At 40.9% G+C, this 22,566-nt stretch carries 24 protein-coding genes; 5 read left to right on the forward strand and 19 right to left on the reverse strand.

Translation table 11 applies throughout. The annotated features are described in order from the left end of the window. On the forward strand, positions 1 to 204 hold a 204-nt coding region (locus tag BLR76_RS11980), incomplete at its 5' end, for a hypothetical protein (RefSeq protein ID WP_218121379.1). 234 nt (positions 205 to 438) lie between these two features. Here BLR76_RS11980 and BLR76_RS01355 read toward each other — a convergent pair. Then, positions 439 to 2,157 (reverse strand): septation ring formation regulator EzrA, encoded by a 1,719-nt coding sequence (locus tag BLR76_RS01355; protein ID WP_091264527.1) that lies wholly within the window; start codon positions 2,155 to 2,157, stop codon positions 439 to 441. Positions 2,158 to 2,288: 131 nt separating this feature from the next. On the opposite strand from BLR76_RS01355, the gene BLR76_RS01360 reads away from it, so the two are divergent. After that, on the forward strand, positions 2,289 to 2,747 hold the full coding sequence (locus BLR76_RS01360; RefSeq protein WP_091264529.1) for a GAF domain-containing protein: 459 nt from the start codon (positions 2,289 to 2,291) through the stop codon (positions 2,745 to 2,747). Between the two features lie 79 nt (positions 2,748 to 2,826). Here BLR76_RS01360 and rpsD read toward each other — a convergent pair whose 3' ends face one another. From rpsD to BLR76_RS01395, 7 genes are all read right to left on the reverse strand, one after another. Further along, positions 2,827 to 3,432 (reverse strand): 30S ribosomal protein S4, encoded by a 606-nt coding sequence (rpsD, locus tag BLR76_RS01365; protein WP_091264530.1) that lies wholly within the window; start codon positions 3,430 to 3,432, stop codon positions 2,827 to 2,829. Positions 3,433 to 3,743: 311 nt separating this feature from the next. After that, positions 3,744 to 4,877, reverse strand: coding sequence for a baeRF6 domain-containing protein (locus BLR76_RS01370; RefSeq protein ID WP_091264532.1), 1,134 nt, complete (start codon positions 4,875 to 4,877; stop codon positions 3,744 to 3,746). Between the two features lie 130 nt (positions 4,878 to 5,007). Continuing rightward, entirely contained in the window at positions 5,008 to 5,583 is a 576-nt protein-coding gene (locus BLR76_RS01375; protein ID WP_091264533.1) for a sugar O-acetyltransferase, read from the reverse strand. Positions 5,584 to 5,603: 20 nt separating this feature from the next. Continuing rightward, a complete protein-coding gene (locus tag BLR76_RS01380; protein ID WP_091264536.1) occupies positions 5,604 to 6,242 on the reverse strand; it encodes a DUF1054 family protein in 639 nt (212 codons plus the stop codon). 217 nt (positions 6,243 to 6,459) lie between these two features. Beyond that, positions 6,460 to 7,182 carry a 5'-methylthioadenosine/adenosylhomocysteine nucleosidase gene (locus BLR76_RS01385; RefSeq protein ID WP_091264539.1) on the reverse strand — a complete coding sequence of 241 codons (723 nt, stop codon included), beginning with the start codon at positions 7,180 to 7,182 and terminating at the stop codon, positions 6,460 to 6,462. A 29-nt stretch (positions 7,183 to 7,211) separates the two neighbouring features. Further along, positions 7,212 to 7,457, reverse strand: coding sequence for a hypothetical protein (locus BLR76_RS01390; protein WP_245682994.1), 246 nt, complete (start codon positions 7,455 to 7,457; stop codon positions 7,212 to 7,214). A gap of 11 nt (positions 7,458 to 7,468) precedes the next feature. Continuing rightward, positions 7,469 to 8,023, reverse strand: coding sequence for an NUDIX hydrolase (locus BLR76_RS01395; RefSeq protein ID WP_091264542.1), 555 nt, complete (start codon positions 8,021 to 8,023; stop codon positions 7,469 to 7,471). Positions 8,024 to 8,195: 172 nt separating this feature from the next. On the opposite strand from BLR76_RS01395, the gene BLR76_RS01400 reads away from it, so the two are divergent. The 3 genes from BLR76_RS01400 to BLR76_RS01410 all read left to right on the forward strand — a co-directional run bounded on the left by BLR76_RS01400 (position 8,196) and on the right by BLR76_RS01410 (position 10,446). Next, a complete protein-coding gene (locus tag BLR76_RS01400) occupies positions 8,196 to 8,864 on the forward strand; it encodes a 5-bromo-4-chloroindolyl phosphate hydrolysis family protein (RefSeq protein WP_091264545.1) in 669 nt (222 codons plus the stop codon). Positions 8,865 to 8,893: 29 nt separating this feature from the next. Further along, a complete protein-coding gene (locus tag BLR76_RS01405; RefSeq protein WP_091264547.1) occupies positions 8,894 to 10,099 on the forward strand; it encodes a toxic anion resistance protein in 1,206 nt (401 codons plus the stop codon). A gap of 104 nt (positions 10,100 to 10,203) precedes the next feature. After that, positions 10,204 to 10,446 (forward strand): GlsB/YeaQ/YmgE family stress response membrane protein, encoded by a 243-nt coding sequence (locus BLR76_RS01410; RefSeq protein WP_091264552.1) that lies wholly within the window; start codon positions 10,204 to 10,206, stop codon positions 10,444 to 10,446. Between the two features lie 58 nt (positions 10,447 to 10,504). Here BLR76_RS01410 and BLR76_RS01415 read toward each other — a convergent pair whose 3' ends face one another. From BLR76_RS01415 to murD, 11 genes are all read right to left on the reverse strand, one after another. Continuing rightward, positions 10,505 to 10,705, reverse strand: a complete 201-nt coding sequence (locus BLR76_RS01415; RefSeq protein ID WP_091264554.1) for a cold-shock protein — start codon at positions 10,703 to 10,705, stop codon at positions 10,505 to 10,507. Between the two features lie 215 nt (positions 10,706 to 10,920). Further along, complete coding sequence (gene ileS / locus BLR76_RS01420; RefSeq protein ID WP_091264557.1) at positions 10,921 to 13,701, reverse strand: isoleucine--tRNA ligase; 2,781 nt, start codon at positions 13,699 to 13,701, stop codon at positions 10,921 to 10,923. Between the two features lie 263 nt (positions 13,702 to 13,964). Continuing rightward, complete coding sequence (locus tag BLR76_RS01425) at positions 13,965 to 14,621, reverse strand: DivIVA domain-containing protein (RefSeq protein WP_091264559.1); 657 nt, start codon at positions 14,619 to 14,621, stop codon at positions 13,965 to 13,967. 76 nt (positions 14,622 to 14,697) lie between these two features. Next, positions 14,698 to 15,483 (reverse strand): YlmH family RNA-binding protein, encoded by a 786-nt coding sequence (locus BLR76_RS01430; RefSeq protein ID WP_091264562.1) that lies wholly within the window; start codon positions 15,481 to 15,483, stop codon positions 14,698 to 14,700. 7 nt (positions 15,484 to 15,490) lie between these two features. Further along, positions 15,491 to 15,790, reverse strand: coding sequence for a YggT family protein (locus BLR76_RS01435; protein WP_091264564.1), 300 nt, complete (start codon positions 15,788 to 15,790; stop codon positions 15,491 to 15,493). A gap of 24 nt (positions 15,791 to 15,814) precedes the next feature. Beyond that, positions 15,815 to 16,285: a cell division protein SepF gene (locus BLR76_RS01440; protein WP_091264566.1), complete on the reverse strand. Its 471-nt coding sequence runs from the start codon at positions 16,283 to 16,285 to the stop codon at positions 15,815 to 15,817. A 24-nt stretch (positions 16,286 to 16,309) separates the two neighbouring features. Next, positions 16,310 to 17,527, reverse strand: coding sequence for a cell division protein FtsZ (gene ftsZ, locus BLR76_RS01445; protein ID WP_091264569.1), 1,218 nt, complete (start codon positions 17,525 to 17,527; stop codon positions 16,310 to 16,312). Positions 17,528 to 17,557: 30 nt separating this feature from the next. Further along, on the reverse strand, positions 17,558 to 18,868 hold the full coding sequence (gene ftsA, locus BLR76_RS01450; protein ID WP_091264571.1) for a cell division protein FtsA: 1,311 nt from the start codon (positions 18,866 to 18,868) through the stop codon (positions 17,558 to 17,560). A gap of 234 nt (positions 18,869 to 19,102) precedes the next feature. After that, on the reverse strand, positions 19,103 to 19,933 hold the full coding sequence (locus tag BLR76_RS01455; RefSeq protein WP_091264574.1) for a cell division protein FtsQ/DivIB: 831 nt from the start codon (positions 19,931 to 19,933) through the stop codon (positions 19,103 to 19,105). Between the two features lie 20 nt (positions 19,934 to 19,953). Next, entirely contained in the window at positions 19,954 to 21,078 is a 1,125-nt protein-coding gene (gene murG / locus BLR76_RS01460) for an undecaprenyldiphospho-muramoylpentapeptide beta-N-acetylglucosaminyltransferase (RefSeq protein WP_091264577.1), read from the reverse strand. Next, entirely contained in the window at positions 20,993 to 22,486 is a 1,494-nt protein-coding gene (murD, locus tag BLR76_RS01465; RefSeq protein WP_091264579.1) for a UDP-N-acetylmuramoyl-L-alanine--D-glutamate ligase, read from the reverse strand. Before murD ends, murG begins: the two co-directional genes overlap by 86 nt. Positions 22,487 to 22,566: the final 80 nt, after the last annotated feature.

Below are 22,566 nucleotides of genomic sequence, written 5' to 3' on the forward strand. Positions count from 1 at the left end.
CATTATTCCCTTTCCATCGAAAAAAACACCTGCCACACACAGGTCGTCCTTGCACGTGCCCGCCCCTCCAATGCGTTGGCAAAAATAAAGTTCTATCTTTATCGATTCATCCGAGGGGTCAGCAAGATTCTTTCCTATGATACCGCAGGTATCAAATACTTCCATCGGATTGAACAGCGATCAAGTCAACTGTCTTTGTGGTAAATGGCGAACTTAACTGTTTTTTTAACGCGCTGAAAAGGGCGTTCTATTTGTGTGTCTTCTTACAGTGTTTCAAAGAAATTCATACCAGTGTTCCATTGCCTTCCTCCTACATGCTCGATTTAGAGGCTGCCCTGACGTAAAAAGGGCAAATTCAAATTGGACTGGTGTATTACCCGCAGTATGCTGACCGTGAAAAAAGCCAGTACTAGACTGACTTTTCCCGTAAATTAAGTTTTAATCATACGATTTATCTTTTTTATACTCTTCGGATAGGGTCTGATATGCACCAGGCTCAATTGTTTCCAGTTTTTCTCTGACCATTTTAAGGGCAGTTTTATAATCATACTCATCCAGGAAGAGCGATTCACTGTATTTGATTGTCTCGATTACTTCTGGATGTTCGTCTTTATGTCTGTATAGGCGCTGGCTGGTCAGTTCTGTCAGGAGAGCTTCATCGACGATCGCGTCGGTCTGGTCTGCCAGTGATTCGATATCGTCTTCACACATTTTATGAAGTGATAGCACCTCTTTCAGATTTAGACGAGGTCTGGCGAGTTCCTTGGATAAAGCCTCCAGGTGATCTGTTGTGTAGAAAAAGAGATCCAGAAAAGCTTTCGGCAGACCTGGAAGATGCTTGCTTTCAATGTAACGTTTCATTTCCCTTAATGCCATTTCCATTTCTTCAATATCCGTTTTGATCTGCAGCTCTTTCTCTCTATAAGAATAGAGCTGTTTCGACATTGTCTCATAAGTTCGGGACACGTTCTCCAACTGCTCGAAGCTCTTTTTAAGTAACCCTTCTGCAGTGGAGTACGGTATTTGTTCTTCTGAAAGCTTTGCTTCTACCTCACCGATCAGTTTGACTTGTTCTTTTAGGGCCTCTTTCAGGTCTTTATACTGATTCTCCTCATTCTGATAGAGGGTATAGCTCTGGTTGATCCGGTCAAGTTCAAAGCCCATTTCACGATTTTGCTCCTGAACGTACAATATGATTTTCTTTAGTTTCTTTATTAAAGTGTTTACCGATGCCTTGGATTCAATTTCAGTTTCCATAAGATCGTATAAGTCATTGATCTCTATTTCGACAGCTTCACTTTTAGAATCTGCTTTTTTAATATCCAGTTCCTCAACATGAGATTTCAGTTCAATGATATCATTATCGAGCTTGTTTAGCTTATTTTCCATTTCATTTGCTTCTGGAAAGAGATACCCTTGTTCAGTCAGAGTTCTGTACCCTTCGACTATCTCTTCTTTCTGTTTGATATAGGACGTGTTGATCGTCTCGATAAGTTCAGGAATACGACTCATTAGCTTTTCCATCGCTGACATCTCTTTATCCAGTTTGGATACAATTAGCTTAGCTTCTTCGTGATCTCCCGATGCTGTCAGATCGGAAAATGAGGTGAACTTGGATTCAATGTCACCCAGTTTGTCTTCGAGATTATTGATGCTGCCGCCAAAAGTAAAGCTGTTCACGAGCAGTTCTTTTCTGATTTTATGGTACCTTTTCTTAATGGCATCGACTTTTTTCAGATTCGCTTCTTCACGCTGCAGCAGTTCATCGATCGTACTGACTATCTGCTTGACATCTTCTTCAATAGCTTTCAGCGATTCATCTGCTCTGTTCTGATGGTCTGAAGCCTGCTTGAACCGGTAACGATCTGTGGCTTGTTCGGCATCAAATAAAAACGCCTCTACTTCTGGGAGTCGTTCATCATTGATCAAGTTCACCTTTCTGACAGCCATTTCAGCTGATGCTTTAGATTGGCCGCTAATTGCCATTCTTTCAAGCTTATCTGCTTTCTCATTAGGCAGATAACTGAATACGTCCTTTTTTTTGTGATCCAGTCGGTCGATATCAGTATAATGTGTTTTCTTGAGGTAATATGTACTGAAATACACTATCACTGCAAGTATGACGATGCTGATCGCTACGACAATTTCGATTGTCATTTTATTCCCTCCAGCAGTAGATACGAGAGTCTACCATTGTTCTCTTTTATATAGTATATCAAACTTAGAACAATTATGTTATACTAGCAAGCAAATTCTAAAAAAAAACATAGTAGCGAAAGGAAAGAATCATGGGGAAAGAACTGAATTATATGATAAATAAGCAGCTTCAAGCTGTTTTGGCAGATGAGCCTAACCTTATAGCCAATCTCAGCAATGCCTCTGCTCTGCTTTTTGATCACTTGACAGACGTAAACTGGGCTGGCTTCTACTTGTGGGATACAACTGATCAGGAACTCGTCCTGGGTCCTTTCCAGGGTAAAGTAGCTTGCGTTCGAATAAAGGACGGCAGCGGAGTATGCGGCACAGCCTTTAAGAACGAAGAAACGATTGTCGTTCCTGATGTTCATCAGTTTCCAGGTCATATTGCCTGTGATGCAGCCAGTGAGTCAGAAATTGTAGTTCCGCTTATCAAAGACGGTAGAAAAATCGGTGTCCTTGATATTGATGCGCCAATCAAGAATCGTTTCTCGCAAGATGACAAAAAAATGCTGGAAGAATTCTGTAATGTTCTCCTCGAAGCTCTTTAATTCTGACGTGTCCAGTCAATCTAAAAAAGCCTTCTGTCGATTTAATGACAGAAGGCTTTTTTATACTGTTAATATCGGATTATCTGTTGTAGTACTCAACGATAAACGCTTCATCGATTTCAGCAGGCATTTCTTCACGCAGTGGTAGACGTGTAAGAGATCCTTCAAGTTTTTCATCGTCGAACGTAATAAAGTCCGGACGACCAAAAATAGATTCAACTGATTCTTTGATAATTTTAAGGTTTTTAGATTTTTCACGAACACCGACTACATCTCCAACTGATACGTGGAATGATGGAATATCGACACGTTTGCCGTTTACAGTGATGTGGCCGTGGTTTACAAGCTGACGAGCCTGACGACGAGTAGTCGCAAGTCCAAGTCTGTAAACAACGTTATCTAGACGCTGTTCAAGCAGCACCATGAAGTTGACACCGTGCTTACCTTCACGAATTTTACCTGCTTTAGTGAACAAGTTGAAGAATTGACGTTCGTTCAACCCGTACATGTAACGAAGTTTCTGTTTTTCTTTTAACTGCAGGCCGTATTCAGATAGTTTGATACGCGCAGTAGGTCCGTGCTGACCTGGTGCATATGGACGTCTTGCCAGTTCTTTTCCGCTACCGGTCAAAGAGATGCCTAAACGTCTTGATTTTTTCCATGATGGTCCTGTATATCTTGCCATTTTGGGTTTCCTCCATTTAAATTGTTGTCAGTTTTATTCAAAAACTGCAATGGAGTAAAATAACGAATGGAAGCTCAATAATACGTGCAGTTTCTTTTCAATCTTCACCAATTGCAGCCGCTGGTTACACAATTGCGCTCATATGATTCACATGGCAAGAAACTGTTGACGCGGTTACCACTTCCCGCTGCGATATTTTACACAAAGGTCAGTATACCGATAATAAATCGGGAAGTCAAGGTAATTGGGACATTTAGATAAAATAAAAACTGGAGTTATTGGCCCCAGCTTTTACTCTTATTCTTTATTAATCAGAATCTTAAAGTTGCAGCAATACCTGTATCTGAAGGCATACTGGCTTTTTCCAGAACATAGACGTCTCCTTTAGTCTTGAGTACGTTATGAACAAGCTGGTTGACATACTTTTTAGTTTCTGTGCTTTCCTGGTACTGTCCGTTCTCATCAAGTTCACCATGGACCTGGTAATCGTCTTCGATCAGAAGAACGTCGATTTTCCCTTGAATACTTGCCATTCCCAAGTCGTTATACTGGGCTTCAAGTCTATATTCAGGTGTCGTTTCATTGAATTTCTCAACGAGTTTCTTGTATCTGCGGTTAATGATCTCATCCACCACTTCAGAAGTATGAGATTGAATCTCATTAAACGATAACTGCGATGGAGATGCTTCAATACGCGTTTCGTCAAGGTATTCATTTTTTGACAAACGTTCAAAATCAGCTATATTTTTCGGCAGAGCGAACAGGACTAAAGGCAGTTCTGTCGGCTTAGAATAATGTTCATATACATACTTATCAACTTTACGGAAATAATTCTCCTGGTCGATCTCAACTTCATTGCTCTTCTCGTTATGTCCGTGAAAGACTCCACCACTGTTTCCTTCACTTCCATTATAAGATCCAACATTGAGCTCTCCACCAGTCAGTTCGTCCCCTAAAGCTTTAGTCAGTGTGTCAGGGGCCTCTTCAGGCAGATCTATTTCCTGCAGTTTATTTCGTCTGCCGTTGTATAAACTGAATTTATCATGATTAAGGGCCAGCAGGTGATAGTAGCTCACGTACTGGAAATTGGCGATCAATGGTAAGACATATGGTTGTTCAGCTACTACTGTACCAGTGTGAATCGGCACACTTAAGCGGTAGTAGTAGACTTCGTCCGGGGTGACATAAAAAACGACACTTTGAGTCATCTGTCTCCAGAAATCTGAATGATCCACAAGAGGCTTCACTTTTTCGAGTAACGTATTGCAGTATTTCTCATCATACAACTCACAGAGTTTAGTTTTTGCCTCTTTCAGTAAATTCTGGAACTGAATCTGGTTCGCTTCGATTTCTACTGCATTCGATTCGTTGTTCAGTGAGATCGAAACGACTACCTCGTACTCTTTAAGCAGTTCGTCTGTCGGGAATGTTAAAAGTTCTTGCATATGCGTCACCTTCCATTCATTATTCTCTTCACTGAGAAGCATCTCAATAAAGAGTGCTATATGTACATCATAGCTAATACACTAATAAATGTCTAAGAATATGCTGAGTATACTTACAAATAAAAAAGGCCTATGAAGACTGGACTTGTTCATTAACCGGTATGTTCTTGATGATACGTGCCGGCACTCCACCGATCACAACATTGTCAGGAAAGACGCCATTGACTACAGCTCCAGCAGCAACAACTACATTATTTCCCAGTTCAGAGCCGCCTACGATCGTCGCATCTGCTCCGATCCAACAGTTATCCCCCACAGTCACTGGTCTCCCGAATTCATACCCTGAATTCCGTTCTGCTGGTAGTAGAGGATGTTCAGGTGTAACAATACTGACTCCCGGCCCGAGCATCGCATTCTTTCCAATGCGAATAGGGCAGACATCCAGAAAGACACAGTTGAAATTGGCATAAAAATTTTCCCCAACATGTATATTGTAGCCATAATCTACACGTACAGTCGGTTCTACTTTAATAGTTTCCCCAGTTGTTCCGAACAGATCCTTGATGATTCGCTTTCTCTCTTCATCCGTATCAGCTCTATTAAAGTCCTGAGCTCTATCGTGGCCTTTTCGTCTTCCTTTTACAAGTTCAGGATCAGATGGATCATACATCTCTCCTGCTTTCATCTTATCTTTCTCTGACTGCATATGACAAACTCCTTTATCCCTTAAATTAAGTCTTCGTTCTTCTGATGCACATCAATCAGGCCGGAATAGATAGGCATAAGATCGTCGAGTGTCTTTTTATAGAAGTCAAACTGTGCGTCTTTATCTGACAACTCTATACTATCTTCACGCATGATCTTACCTATCATAAACTCTCCTTTTTTCACTTTAAGCAGTCGCTTTAAAGTCTTTTCGATTGTTTCATCATCCGCCTTTTCAAGATCAGGTTTAGTATGATCAGGTGAAATAACATACTCCTCTGATAGATGATCGAACAACACCAGGTTTTCGAGAAGATGCTGACCCATGGCCTTTTCATGTACAGGGTTATCGATCAGTGACAGGAAGAGAAAAATATGGTCGCTGTTGATTCCCAGCTGGATATGCGGATACTTCTTGTAGCCTCTAGCATTTCCTCCAAGAGCACTCCACGTACTTTCCGGTGCATTAGCAGTTCTCCGTCTATGCTGGGCAATGTGAAAGCCTCCGTCAAATGCCGTCTGCGTATTCACATACGCTTTGAATTCATCACCGAACGACTGAAAAACAGGCTGGATCTGTTCTCTGATCAGTGCCATCCTCTCATCCAGTCCATCGACTGAAAAAATACTGAAATGTTCTGGTTCGAAATAGTTTTCCATAACAACCTCCTGATTTATCATTGCCTTACTAGTGTATCAAAAAAGGAGAAAGGTTGCAGGATAAGTTCATCCCAAAAAAATGACTGGAAACTAAATACTGGCTATCTACCTGCTAACAAAAAAAGCCCGTTATATCACAAGGAGATGATAATGCCTCACCTTGTGATATAACGGGTTTCACAATATTAATAGAGATCAGCTGAACCGGTTTATCTGCTCATATAGATGACGAGTCGACCGAATCATTTTCTGCTGCTAACTCAATATACCGAAGAACCATTTCTGCAGATTTTTTCCCAGCAGATTCGATAAATTCATTGAATGACACAGATGCTTCTTCATCTGCGACATCAGATACTGCCCTTACAACAGCAAATGGAATATCGAACTGATAACACGTTTGAGCGACAGCCGTCCCTTCCATTTCTGTTACCAGTGCATCACTAAAATAAGCTTTGATTTGCTGGATTGCAGATACATTGCTGATAAAGGAATCCCCACTCACTATCAGCCCGTCTTTAACTGTCCACTCAGTTTTTAAAGCCGCTGTTTTTAGAACCTTTACTGTTCCAGCATCTGCTTCATAGTATTCAGGCATCTGGGGTATCTGACCGAATGCATACCCAAACGCTCTAGCATCGGCATCGTTATAGCTCAATCTTGTTGAAATGACAAGATCACCTACTCTTAATCCTTCTCCTATGCCTCCGGCTGATCCTGTATTTATTACAGTATCAGCTTTAAATCTGTTGATCAGCAGAGTCGTGGCTATCGCTGCATTGACTTTTCCAATACCAGACTGTACTAGAACGACATTGGTTTGTCCTATCTTACCTTCAAAAAAAGTCTGATTCGCAATCTCAGATTGACTCATGTCAGTCAACCGGTCGGTGAGCAATCGTATCTCCTGCTCCATCGCAGCTATAATTCCTAATTTCATTTAAACACCCTTTCAATATAGTGACAAGATCAGATAAAGAAAACGAATGACAGAACGATTACAAGCAGTAGCGCGACTATAATAATGGCCAGAGTAAGCTGTTTTTCCACTCTTCGGTACTTCTCCATCTCATTCAGTCTTTTCTTTGATGTGCGCCCTTTTTTGGATAGTTTCCTTTCGATCTTGCGATTCTCAGATTTTCTTATTCTCCTTTCTTTCTTTTCTTTTTTTTCATCCAGTTGTTTCTGCTTTTTCAGCTCGCTTCTTGAAGACATTCTTATCATCCTCAGTCTTTCTTCATATTTTTTTTCATTTTCCAGTAGAACAAGGCGAAAACTGTCTTGGAATCCCTAAGTAAGCCTTGGTCATATAAATCCCAGGCTTCATCAAATGTGACGATCATTACTTCAACATTCTCGTCCTCATCCTGGGAGAGCGGATTCTCTGCTAAGTACAAATCGGTTGCTTCATAGATTTCAAGAAACTCATCTGTAAAACCTGGTGTACTATAAAAAGAAGTAACAAAATTAAGTCGATCCGATCTGTAGCCAGTTTCTTCTTCAAGTTCACGTGCAGCAGTTACAGAACCGCTGGTATCCGACTCGTCTTTCAATCCTGCAGGAATCTCAATACTGATCTGTTCGATCGCCTTACGATACTGCTTGACAAGTATGATTTCATTGTCATTGATAAAAGGAATCACCGCAGCTGCTCCATCATGTCTGACGATTTCTCTCTGAGCCGTTTTCCCATTAGGCAGTCTGACTTCCTGTACCGTATATTCCGTAATATTTCCTTTATATACTGATGTTTCCTTGATCGTTTCTTCTTTAAAATCCATAGGTCCACTCCTCACATACCGTTAATCATACAGGAATCACCAGCAATTTTCATCTTATAATTACCGTTCATATCCTGTTAAATCCATCTTAGGTCTTATGTCAATTCTACCAGATTTTGTGATACTATATAGTTAGAATAAGCAATCGTTTCACCAGAATGGAGGATCAGCAATGAAACAGTCAATACTATATACATCTTTAATCTATACACTGACTTTACTCACTTCTTTATTTATATTTATCATCATGATAGGGCTAGAATTGAACGGACTGCTCGCTTTGGGGCTGAGTATAGGAACTGGGGTGCTTATGTTGAAAAAATTTGGCAGAAAAACAGCTTCTGCAAAGCATACAAGCCATAAATTACCGAAGATGACCCAGGGGAAAGAAGCCTTTTATACATCAAAAGGCCTGTCTAAAGAAGACATTCAATACTTCAGAAAAACCATGCACAAAGCGAAAGAACAGGTTATAATAATAGAAAAGAATATGACCCAGTCAGGGAAGCTTAGAGCAATTGAAAACCGCAATAACACGGTAGCCCTATCAAAAGCATTGTTCAAGGAAATTACCGATGAACCTGATCGTCTCCATGAAGTCGACCAGTTTCTATACGTCCACCTGCCATCACTGGCAGACCTGGTTAAAAAATACGTTGAAATCGAAAACCACAAGGCTAAAAGCAAAGCAACCTATGATATTCTTGAGAAATCATCTCAGACAATCGACAAGATGTGCGGGCAGATCGTAGAAGATTATGTCATGTTTAAAGAAGACGATATCCAGGATCTTGATGTCGAAATCGAGCTGGCTAAACGTACATTGAATGATGAACTTTAATACTAACCCACACACAAGGAGCTGTTACAATGGCAAACGAAGAGAATGATTTGTTCGAAAAAAAAGAACAAAGTGAAATCGACGACTTATTGGCAAATCCTTTTGGTGCTTCTTCTGATACAGTAAGCTCTGTAGAAAAAAAAGAAATAAAAAAGCAGAATGAAGTAAAAAAAGTGATCGATACTTTAAATGAAACGAGAAAAAAACAAGCTTACGAACTGGCAAAAATGATCGATACTTCTGACACTGATTCACTTCTGAACTACGGTGCTCAAGCCCAGCAGAAACTTGGAGAGTTTTCACATTCCGTACTGAATCATGTTCAGAATCAGGAGACCAGTCATATCGGCGAAACCCTCAATGATCTGATGTTTCGTCTGAATGAGGCTAATCCTAATGAACTCAAGGCAGATGACCGAAACATCTTCAAAAAAATGTTCCGAAAAATCAACCGTTCGATCTATGAAACGACAGCCAAATATCAGAAGATCGGTGCGCAAGTTGACAAAATAGCCGTCAAGCTGGACAAAGAGCGTGAACTGCTTCTTAAAGACAATGTCATGCTTGAAGAATTATACGAAAAGAACTATGAGTACTTCGAAGCTTTGAATGTCTATATCGCAGCCGGAGAAGTAAAAATCGATGAGCTCAGCAATGAAGTCATTCCACAGGCCGTCAAGCATGCGGAGGAAAGCGGCAACCAGATGGAAGTCCAGAAGGTAAATGACTTGAATCAGTTCCTGAATCGTCTGGATAAGCGAGTTTATGATTTGAAGACTGCTCGTCAGATGACAATTCAGCAGGCCCCTCAGATCCGTCTCATCCAGAATACCAATCAGGCCTTAAGTGAAAAGATACAGACATCCATTAATACTGCTATTCCTTTATGGAAAAACCAGATCGTTGTTGCACTGACTCTCCTTCGTCAGAAGGAAGCTGTTACGGCTCAGAGACAGGTATCCGAGACAACTAACGAACTACTGACTAAGAATTCAGAAATGTTAAAACAGTCCTCAATTGAAACAGCTAAAGAAAACGAGCGCGGTGTCATCGACATTGAAACGCTTGAAAAAACTCAGGCCGATCTTGTTGAGACATTGGAAGAAACCTTATCTATACAACGGGAAGGACGATCCAAGCGTAAAGAAGCAGAAGTTCAGCTTCAGCAGCTTGAAAGCCGTTTGAAAGATCAATTACTACAACTGACTGAACCAAAAACAACTGATTCTAATTAATTAGTACAACCTTATCTTTCTCAAGTATAAATATTTGAATAAAATGTGACAGTTTACTATACTAAGTATGTAAGTTATTCAAAACGAAAGAGGAGAGATGTATTATGTTAGGATTTATTTGGTCACTTATAGTGGGTGGAGTGATTGGTGCAATCGGTCAGGCTATTGTTGGTACTGATGTTCCAGGTGGTATTATAGGTAACATTATTATAGGGTTCGTTGGTGCCTGGGCAGGTCACGCGTTATTCCAGATGGGACCTGAATTAGGTGGCTTCTATATTATTCCTGCAATTGTAGGGGCAATATTGATAGTTTTCATCTATGACTTGATTGCAAGCAGATTATAATAACAAATTTCAATATAACAAACTTCCTCAAGTCTGTACTTGAGGAAGTTTGTTATTATCACAGTTTTTCAACGTTGGATGCTTGAGGTCCTCTGTCACCTTCGATGATGTCGAACTCTACTTCCTGACCATCATCAAGTGACTTATACCCTTCACTATTGATTGCACTGTAGTGGACAAATACATCTTCATGTCCTTCAACTTCTATAAATCCGAAGCCTTTTTCAGCGTTGAACCACTTGACCTTACCTTGAGCCATAAGTACTTTCCTCCTACTTGTTTTCTTGCAACAGAAATCTAAGACTGACATACTACTATGAAAGTTAGGATTAAGAGCAGTTAAACCTCCATTACATATAAAATTATACAAAAGCAAACGCTTTAAATCAATAACTCTATATTGAAATTAGCATAAAAAAAATGAGTTCCTCTAGTTTTCAATCGAAAACACAGGAACTCAATTTTTTAATCACTTTAACTGTTCAGAACTTCAGGGTAGTGCTCTTTACAAATAGAATGGCAGCGCGGGCACAACTGCTCATCTTCATTCAGAGCTACTGTCTCTTCAGACGTTATACGGCAGCGTGTGCATACCTCCCCCGGCATACGTTCGACCTTGATCGCTACTCCATCGAAATCAAGAACAGACTCATCGTCTTGAGGTTTTTCATCTAAACCTTTTACACTGAATTCAGAAGCGATAAGGATCTGGCGGATATCACTGTCAAGTGTATCAAGCAGACTTCTGACATCATCTGACGCATAGACCGTTGTTTTCGCTTCAAAATCTTTACCGATTACTTTATTCTCTCTAGCCACTTCGTTAGCTTTCAGTACTTTGTCCCGGAATGTCATGAATGCACTCCAGTTTTCAAGTACTTCTTCCTCATTGCTGAAGGACTGTACTTCAGGGAATTCTGACAGCTGAGCGAAGTCCTCTTCTTCCTGCAGGTATGTCCACATTTCTTCAGCTGAGTGAGGCAGGATCGGTGTAAGCAGTTTAGTCAGATCTCTGATGATATGATAGAAAACTGTCTGCATTGCTCGTCTGCTGTAGGCATCAGGTGCATCTATATACAGAACATCTTTGGAGAAGTTCGCATAGAAATTGCTGACATCCACTGTACAGAACTGATTGATTTCTTTAAAGATATCTGAAAAATCATAACGTTCATAACCATCCACGACATTCTTAACTGTCTGGTTCAGGCGGTTCATAAGGTATTGATCCACTGGACGCAAGTCTTCGTAAGCGATACCGTCTGCTTTAAAGTCGAAGTCTTCAGTATTCTGGATCAGGAAACGTATTGTGTTTCTGATCTTTCTGTAGATTTCTGATACTTGTTTGAGAATTTCCATACTGACCTTTACATCTGCCTGTGTATCGACACTGGATACCCATAGACGGATCAGATCGGCCCCCATCTGCTTGATGACTTTATTAGGATCGATTACATTACCAATCGATTTACTCATTTTCTTCCCTTTGCCATCAAGAACCATTCCTTGAGAAAGGACAGCTTTATAAGGAGATTCTCCATTTATTGCGACAGACGTCGTGATACTGGAGTTGAACCAGCCTCTATACTGATCGGATCCTTCAAGGTATAAGTCTGCCGGGAAAGTCAGGTTCTCTCTTTTACGCAGAACAGCATGGTGAGAAGAACCAGAATCGAACCATACGTCCATAATATCTGTTTCTTTCGTAAATACTCCATTAGGACTGGATGGATGTGTGAATCCTTCAGGTAACAGATCTGCAGGTTCTTTTTCAAACCAGATGTTCGAGCCATGTTCCTCGAATAGCTGGGCAACATGTTCCGTTGTTTCCGGAGTAATGATCGCATCACCGTTTTCACCGTAGAATATCGGTAATGGTACACCCCAGGCACGCTGTCTGGAAATGACCCAGTCCCCTCGATCTCTGACCATGTTATAAATACGCTGCATTCCCCAAGGCTGCAGCCAGTCCACTTTCTGTACAGCATCAAGAATATCATCTCTGAAATTGTTTATAGAAGCAAACCACTGCGGAGTCGCTCTGAATATTACCGGTTTCTTTGTTCGCCAGTCATGTGGATAGCTGTGAGTAAAGAAATCAAGTTTAAGCAGCGCATCATTCTCTTCCAGCCATTCAGTGATCTGTTTATTTGCTTTGTCATAGAACTGGCCTTCCAGTCCTGGAGCTTCGTCAGTGAAGCAGCCTTTTTCGTCTACTGGAGACAGAACAGGCAGCTGATACTTCTGGCAGACGATAAAGTCATCTTCCCCGTGTCCAGGAGCAGTATGGACAAGTCCAGTACCATCTTCAAGGGTAACGTGATCCCCTAAAATCAGTAAAGACTCACGATCGTAAAATGGATGCTGTGCAGTGATCCCTTCGAGATCTTTGCCGGCTACTTCTTTAATCAATGTCACATCAGTCCACTCAAGAGTCTCTGCAACTTCTTCAGCTAGTTTGGATGCTACAACAAATTTACGGCCGTCTGCTTCCAGTACAGCATAATTCGTATCAGGCTTAACTGCAATAGCTAAGTTCGCAGGCAGTGTCCATGGTGTCGTTGTCCAGATGATGAATGATGTATCCTTATCCAGAAGATCGTTACCGTCTTTTACTGTAAATGCCACATAAATATTAGCCGAACGCACATCATGGTACTCGATTTCTGCTTCAGCAAGAGCTGATTCACTTGAAGGAGACCAGTAAATCGGTTTAAGTCCTCGATAGATATAATCTTTTTCAGCCATCTTGCCGAAAACGCGGATCTGTTCCGCTTCATAGTCTTTCGTCAAGGTCACGTATGGATTATCCCATTCGCCTGCTACTCCTAGACGTTTGAAGTCTGTTCTCTGCTTTTCAATCTGTTCCCAGGCATATTCTTCACAAAGCTTTCTGAATTCCACGACTGACATGGACTTTCTGTCTACTCCTGTGTTAGTCAAGGCCTGTTCGATAGGCAATCCATGGGTATCCCATCCTGGTACATATGGAGATCTGAAACCAGACATGGATTTATATCTGACGATAATATCCTTTGAAATTTTGTTCAAAGCATGTCCGATATGGATATTTCCATTCGCATATGGAGGACCATCATGAAGAACAAAAGGCGGCTTGTCTTTGTTCAACTCCTGTCTTTTGTTATAGACGTCTGCTTCTTCCCATTCCTTCTGTCTCTCTGGTTCTTTGTTCGGCAAGCCCGCTCGCATGGGAAAATCTGTTTTCAGTAAATTCAATGTATCTTTGATTTCCATCATTTCACCTTTTTCTATAATTTTTGATAAAAAAAAGACCTCATCCGAAAGGACGAAATCATCGTGGTACCACCTTAATTTGAAAAGTGAAGAATAAGCCTTCTCCTTTCCTTTGCTTCCTTAACGCAGAATGACGCAAGTACTTACTTAATTTCAGTACTTGTTGACTTAAATGATAACACATAGCTTCCGCTTGTCAATTCTCACCAGTTATTGACTCTCTGTTAAGCGTCTACTATCTGTTGTGTTTTAAGTATCTTAAATTATTTTACTTCAGGAAGTTCGACCGCGGGCGTCATGCCTTCTTCGTATCCGTCCAGTTCTTCAGTCTCTTCAACTTCATCGACCTGATCTTCGTTCTGTCTGTCTTCCAGTTCTTTCTTAACTTCTTTAATTGTTTCGATATCCGGCTGTTCAGAGGTTGGCGGCTGAAGAAGATCATCCCATTCTTCCTTTTTAACCAGTTCCAGCTGAGATTCGATCATCAGCTGAAGTCTCTGCCTGAAAATACGGCTCTGTTTTCTCAATTCTTCTGTTTCCTGCTCGATGCGTCTAGCTTTGTTCACTGCATCTTTCAGAAGCTCATCTGCATGATTCTCTGCGTCGTGCTTAACATTGGAAGCTTGTGTTTCTGCTTCTTTTGTAATCATTTCCGCTTCTTTTTCTGCATTCTGCTTCAAGCGGTCAGCTGCATCCTGAGCGACTAAAATCGATTTATTGAGTGAATCATGCATCTGATCATAGTTCGCTAGTTTTTCTTCAGCAAAACTCAGTTTCTTTTCAGTTTCTTTCTTCTGCTTCAACAGCATTTCATAGTCTTTTATAATCTGATCAAGGTAATCATTTACTTCGTCCTGATCATACCCTCGCATTTTAACAGGAAATTCCTTATTATGTATATCCAATGGTGTTAATGCCATGGAAAAACACCTCCACATTTTATTAGGCTCCAATGCCTTTAGTATAATGAAACTGAATCATTATCTCAAGAAACAATTAACTGTTTCTGTCCAGAACGCCCAGCGATAGTCGGATTTTTTCTTTTTTTGTTTTCCCTTCAATCGACTGCAGTCTTAACCGACCGTATCCCCTAATAGATACGACATCATAAATACCGAGTACAGTATCCGGCCGATCTGTTTCATTCCAGTTTATCTTTACTTTTCCAGAAGCAATAAGCTCTTTGGATTTCTGTCTGGAAATATTAAAAGCACCAGCAAGAACGACATCCAGTCTTAATGAAGAAACAATTTCATCTCTATCTTCCCAGCTGTCTTTTGGAAGAATCAGATCCGTATAGGATATTTCTTCAAGCTGGATAGTGATTTTTCCTATCTTGTCTACAGAAGACATCAAGAAATCCATGATCGATCCGTCTGCAAAGAACTGCCAGCGGTCACCATCTGAAATGATATCTCCAATTGTACTCCTGTCGATTCCTGACCCCATAAGCGTACCGAGTATTTTTCCGTGACTCAAGTCCGCAAACTTCCTAGGGTATCTTATTTCAGCGATTCTAATGTTGAAATCATTCTGAGCAGGATCAAAGTAAGACGGTGACAGAAAGAGGCGCCTGCGTTCGGCTGCCTCATATCCCCCATACGTACTTATCTTTATATCGTCATATTGCCCAGCTATCGACTCAACAATAAACTGCTGTCTAGGATCCAGAAATGGACTGAGGTATGGCGTATACTGCATTTCCACCTGACGCAGCCAATCACTGACTTGATCGATAAACTGTTTTTCTTCTTCTCTAAAATGCTGATACACTGATTCCATTGTCAACTCATCCAAACTGTCTAACTAGATTAAATAGTATGCTGAAAACTGCATCGATTCCGTAACCCACAAATGTCAGAGAAAATAGTGCGGCTAGTCCTGCCAAACTGATCATTCCAATCGGCGGAACGAAGCGTCTGAAGAATCCGACATACGGTTCACAGATTTTGATCAGAAACTGCCCCAGGCTAGACTGATATCCACCTGGAAGCCATGATAGCAAAAAGTATACAACAAGTGCTATTCTATAGACCTGCAGCCCCTGCATGATTAGATTATATAACACACTTAATATTTGAAGGCCCATTTATAAAGTAAAGCTCCGTTCTCATTAGTATTCACTGTTTTTTAATGCCTGCAGTTCTGCCCCATCGATTTCGAAAGAATGAGGGGTACAGATGAAAATTTCTTCGCCGAGTCTCTGAATATCTCCCTTGATCGCATAGGTGGTCCCCATAAGAAAATCGATCATTTTCTTGGCCTGATTCTTTTCCATTCTTCTGAAGTTCAGGATGACTGACTGATTGCCAAGAAGCAGGTCAGCAATGGACTGAACATCAGAATAGAGCCTTGGTTCTATCACTTTAATGCGAGGCTTTTTCAGAGCCTGCTGGTGGTTGATAGCGACAACATTCTGAGAGGCAGATTTTTTTTGCTCGTCGACCCCTCTATAAGTCGGTGCAGCTGCCTCAGTGGCTTTTTTCTTCTCTTTTTTCGGTGTCTGCTCTGACAGGTCTTCTTCCAGGTCATTGTCAGTATCGTTTAAAGAAAAGTAATCATTCAGTTTATCTTTGATGCTCATTTTACTCTTCCTTTCCAGTGACTGTTATTTACGTCGACGTCTGAAGAACGGCGGAGTGTCCATTTCTTCACTTGTGCTGTCGGTTTCATCATCTCTGGAAAATAGATTTCCGGAAGCCGACTCTTTACGATTTTCAGCTTTTTCGTCCAGGTCTGCATTGTGTCTATCCCTGAGGTTAGGTTCTTTACGGATATCCCAGTTGCCGAAAGGATCCTTTTCATTTGATGCAGGTGTGGAAGGTTTTGACTGCTTCTTAGATGGAGCTGGCTTCTGCTTCTGGTTTTTCTCAGCATCTATACCTGTTGCAATAACCGTTACGATAACCTCATCGCCCAGATCTTCATTGATTGATGTACCGAAGATAATATTAACGTCGTTTGTAGCTGCTGCAGACACGATATCTGAAGCATCCTGTGCTTCAAATAGCGTCAGGTCAGATCCGCCCGTAATATTTAGAAGTACATTTTCAGCACCATCCAGAGACACTTCAAGTAGTGGTGATGAGATTGCTTTTTTAGTTGCTTCAGCTGTTCGGTTTTCTCCTGTTGCTGTACCGATACCCATCAATGCTGATCCCTGATTTTCCATGACAGTTTTAACATCTGCAAAGTCCAAGTTGACATAACCAGGATTCGTGATCAGATCTGAAATACCCTGTACCCCTTGTCTCAAAACGTTGTCAGCCTCTCTGAAAGCTTCCATCATCGGGGTCTTCTTATCTACGATTTCAAGCAAACGGTTATTTGAGATCGTTACTAGTGTATCCACATGTTCACGCATTGATGCAATACCCTCGGCTGCGAATCGGCCTTTCTTCGGTCCTTCAAAAGTGAATGGTCGAGTAATGACACCGACTGTCAGTGCGCCTTGTTCTTTAGCAATACGTGCCACGATTCCCGCAGCACCAGTTCCAGTTCCGCCACCCATTCCTGCAGTGACGAAAACCATATCAGCTCCCTGTAGAGCATCGGCAATAGCTTCTTCACTTTCCTCAGCAGATTTTCTTCCTACTTCGGGGTTGGCTCCTGCTCCAAGTCCTCTAGTCAGCTTAGGTCCTAATTGAATTTTAGTTTCTGCACTCATCATATCCAGTGCCTGCAGGTCAGTATTTGCAACAATAAATTCCACGCCTTGTACATCGTCTTCGATCATACGGTTAACAGCGTTTCCTCCAGCTCCACCCACACCGATTACTTTAATGACTGCTCCGTTTGAGATTGCTGAATCAAATCCTAATTCCATTCTTTTTCCTCCTGTATAACCTTATCCAATTTAATCAAAAAAACTCGAAAAGATTGATTTTATTTTATCAATAAATGAATCGCTAGAAGCATTATTGTGGTCACTGCTGACTTTAGACTGCTTGCTGGAGACAGATGGCAGTTTTTCAGCTGGCTGATCTTCCGTCTGTATATACTCATTGTTCAAGACAATGGTATTGAGAAGCTTGGTCAGCTCATCCATATGTGCTTTAGTGTAAACAAGTGCAATGGCATTTGAGAAAGAAGGGTAACGAACGCCCATGAAATCGGGTATGTACGTTTTGATATTCACTTCAAAAATGTCTTCCGCCAGTTCTTTCACTCCAGGTATGGCAGCTGTACCACCTGTTAGAATGATTCCACCCGGAAGATCAAATGCACCTATATCATCCAGTTCAAATTTAATTTTTTCAAAAATCTGAGCCAGTCTGGCCTCAATTATTTCAGCGATGTATGATTCCTTTACATCTACTGTCCCTTCTTGTCCAACAACATCTATTGAAAGGGTTTGGTCTCTTTCATCAGTCAGTTCACTATACGCATAGCCAACTTCTCTTTTAAGCTTCTCAGCATTCTTCAATGACGTATTCAGAACAACTGAGATATCTTTTGTGATGTTTTCTCCACCCTCCTGAACGATTGTGGCATATTTCACCTGTTCGTCATGAACAGCAGAAGCGGAAGTCTGCCCTCCCCCAAGATCAATCTGAATGGTGCCGAAACGTCGCTCATCTTCTGACATGATCAGTCCAGCCATCGCTTCAGGCTGAAAAATCAGATCGCTGATCCTGTATCCTGCATTATTGACGCTTTTTTTAATGTTATGCAGAACTGTTTTTGATGTCGCCAGAAGTGTGCCGTAAAGTTCAACTTGATCTCCAACCATTTTTCTAGGATCTTTTATCCCGTCGAACCCATCGACTAAAAACTCTTCTACCATAATCGAGAGAAGTGTCTTATCGGACGGTGTTTTCTTAGTTCTGACTTGCTCTATAATTTTTTTGAGTAATGAATCGTTAATCTCCTGTGAAGCATTTTCATTTGAAACGGTCACGTGAAAAGGATTGATTTCAATATTAGTGGCAGGTACCCCTACAATGAGTGAGCCGATCTGTATACCAGATTTTTCTTCTGCCTGTTTGACTGCTTTTGTAATAGACAGTGCTGTTTCGTCAATATCAATTATTAATCCTTTGTTGATTCCATTAGATTTTTCACTGCCAACTCCAATAACATTCATTTTGCCATTCAACACTTCAGAAACAATGACTTTTATTGAAGTGGTTCCAATATCTAAACTTGAATAAATTCCATCCTTCACTTTATTGAAACCTCCCATTCTTCAATAATTAAATTCAAACACGCTGTTTTGATTTTAACTATTGATACATATTATTCTACCATAAACTTACCTGTATATTGAAGCCTATTTATTGATTTATCAGTATATTTGAATTACTTTTCTGTAACAGTACAGATGCTTCGATTTTCAAAATTAGTAATTAAAAAAGCCTCACCTCCAGGATGAGACTTCTTAGATATTTATAAGAGCAGACTACTCACCGCCCTGATCCATATCCTCTTCATTTTCATCATCATTTTCATAGGACTCGTATTCCTCTGAGTCATAAGGGATGAAATAAGCACCGGCTTCCAGATCGAAAACACCATTTCCATCTACTGTTTCTCTCATCTGGAGATAATAGTTCATCCGTTCTGCAAAGGTCGGGATCGAGGCAAGCACCTCATTTCCATCGTTCATAAATGCCCGTACAAGCATCGGGTTGTGATCAGCTTCCACGTGTTCTATTTCAGATATCAATGACTGAACCTGGTCATCCACTTCTTCATAAATTGAAAGCATGCGCTCGAGCGCTTCTCCTTGTGAAAAATTCAGCAGTATGGGCTGGCTGGATGTGATTCTAGGTAATGTTTCATCCAGAATGACACCATTCTCAAGTATTTTCTGGTAATCATCATCCGTCTGAAGAAACGCAACTGTTTCGTATTCGCTGATCGTTATCGTTACAGACTGCAGTCCAGTCAACTTAAGTTCAGCATCGGAAACCTGAGGAATTGCTTCTGTTATCCTTGTTTCGATATCTTCTCTTCCAAAATACGTACCTAGAACAGAATCCCCTATAGTGATCGAACTGTTATTGAATACTTCCTGATCATATACCTCACTGGTCCCTTCCACTGATACATCTTTCACATTGCTGTATGAACTGATTGTATAAAGTGAAACAAATATGGCCAGTGTAAAGACCAGCATCAAGCCAGACCATTTCCAGTAGAGTCTTCTTCTGCTTTCTGTATGACTTGAAGAAGCTGTTCCAACCTGACTATTACCGGCAGTTTCCTCTAGTCCCTCTTTTTTTGACATAGTCACTTCTCCTAAAACTCTTAACCATTCATTAGTGTCATCAACAGATGAATAATCTTGTCAGATGCATCAGGCACTCCGAGCTGTTTAGCTTTAGCTGCCATATCATTTCTCATACCTTCATCCGACATAAGGCGATTCACTGTTTCTATAAATTTACTGCTGTTCAGTTCATCTTCAAGAATAAGCTCTGCTGCTCCTGCTTCCGACAGACTTCTGGCATTCTTCGTCTGATGATCTTCTGTCACATTAGGACTTGGGATCAGTACACTTGGTACTCCAAGAGCTGTCAGTTCTGCCAGGGTAGTTGCTCCGCTTCTAGAGACAACTAGTGAAACCGATGCGAAGACGCTGGGCAAGTCTTCAATGTAAGGGACTATGCTGACTTTGGACTGTTCATCTTCAAGTCCACAGCTACTTTTCCATTCTTCAGACAAGTCTTCATAGTGCTCTCTACCTGTCACAAACAGAACCTGATAATCAGCTTCGACGAACGCATGACAATGATCGATCACTGTTTTATTAATCGCTGCTGCTCCTCTGCTTCCACCAAAAATAAGGACAGTTGGTTGTTTGGGATTCAGTCCAAATGTCTTCAAGCTATCGTTCGCTTGAATATCTGCGACTTCCTGAGCTCTTGGATTTCCTGTAAATACAATCTTGTTTTCTTGTCCCTTAAACTGATTTTCTGCATCCTTGAAGCAGATTGCTATAGCCGATACATAACGGGCCAGAAACTTATTTGTGATTCCGGCAACGCTGTTCTGCTCATGGATCACTGTCGGGATTCCCTTTTTAGCTGCTGCATAGCAAACGGGAGCACTGACATACCCTCCGGTTCCGATGACTGCATCAGGGGAAAATTCATCAATTATTTTTTTAGATTTTCTTATGGACTGTATAAAATATCCGATAGTTTTCAGATTATATTTTATACCTTCAAAATTAAGCTTCCTCTTGAATCCTTCTACCTTTAATGCCTTGAACGGGATGGAATAATTCGGGACAATTGTACTTTCCAATCCTCTCTCTGTGCCGACATACAAAAATTCGATGTCGTCATTCATCGCTTTCATCCGTTTGATCAGCGCAAGAGCCGGATAGATATGGCCTCCGGTACCTCCACCAGTTACTAATATTTTCATAAATTATGCACTCACTTGGGTGCTTACTCTCCTTTTTCATCATTGATTTTATGTTTCTGATCGTATCAATATAATCCTGGCCCCTTGCTTCAAAGTTAGCATAAGCATCCCAGCTTGCACATGATGGGGACAGTAAGATGACATCGTATTTTTCACTGATTTCAAATGCTTTGTATACTGCCTCGGACAATGTCTCGAAAGCAGCCTGTTCGCTTATACCAGCTTTTTTTCCTACTTCCAGCAATTTATTTTTTGTTTCTCCAAAAGTAAACAGTGCTTTGACATGATTTCTAAAAGAAGGAATAAGATTTTCCAGATCATCTTCACGGTCCATCCCGCCGGCAAGCAGGATGACTTTTTGCTGGAAGCCTTCCAGAGCATTGATCGTTGCTAGAGAATTCGTCGCTTTAGAATCATTATAAAACCGTCTTTCACGAATATCATCTACAAATTGCATACGATGTGGCACACCATGGAAATGACTGAATACTTTCTCTATTGTCTGATTAGTGACATTGTGCAATTTGGCAACAGCTATAGCTGCCAGTGCATTTTCCAGATTATGCTTACCAGGTAGGACGATGCTGGAACTATCCATGATTTTCTCATTATTGAAGTAAATGACCCCACCATCAAGATAGACCCCTTTATCTAATAGAGACTTGCGGGAAAAAGGAATCAGCTGGGCTTCACTAGCTGATAACACAAGATTTGTCAGTTCAAGCTGGTCATGATTATAGATAAGATAATCTTCAGCTTTCTGATTTTTGGTTATAGCCATCTTTGCTTCTACATATTCTTCCCTGGACCCATGATAATCCAGATGAGCAGAATGAAGGTTGGTAATAACAGCGATATTCGGACGGAATGTCTTTGTTCCCATGAGCTGAAAACTTGATACTTCCATAACAAGCGTGTCCTCAGGATTGGAATGCAAGGCGACAGTAGTTGAAGGGGTTCCGATATTTCCAACAGAATAGATATGACCTTCACCTGGTTCAGCTACCAGTAAGGACTCGATCATCTTGGTGGTTGTAGTTTTTCCGTTTGTTCCTGTAATCGCTACTAAGGAAGATGGTGATATAGTATAAGCTACTTCCACATCAGTAATAATCGGAATGTCTCTTTTCTCAGCTTCTTTCAGTAGATTATTGGAATAAGGAATCCCCGGATTTTTTACGAGCAGATCTATCGGTTGATCAAGTAAAGACAACGGATGCCCTCCTGATACCACCGTTATTCCTAATGATCTGAGTTCCTTGGCTTCATCACTGCTGTCGATATCTTTGTAATCATTGACAGTAACTTCCGCTCCAAGTTCTTTAAGAACTTTTGCCGCACTGTACCCGCTGACAGCCAACCCTAAAATCAGCACCTTCCTATTTTTGTACTCCGTTTGATTGCTCATGGCTATTCTCCTTAAACTAAAATTCAGTCTTCGATCTTTTTTTTAATCAGCTATGAAAAAAACTGGAAGTAAATAACTAC

Origin of the sequence: Alkalibacterium thalassium (assembly GCF_900101165.1) — a bacterium.
Lineage (GTDB): Bacteria > Bacillota > Bacilli > Lactobacillales > Carnobacteriaceae_A > Alkalibacterium > Alkalibacterium indicireducens.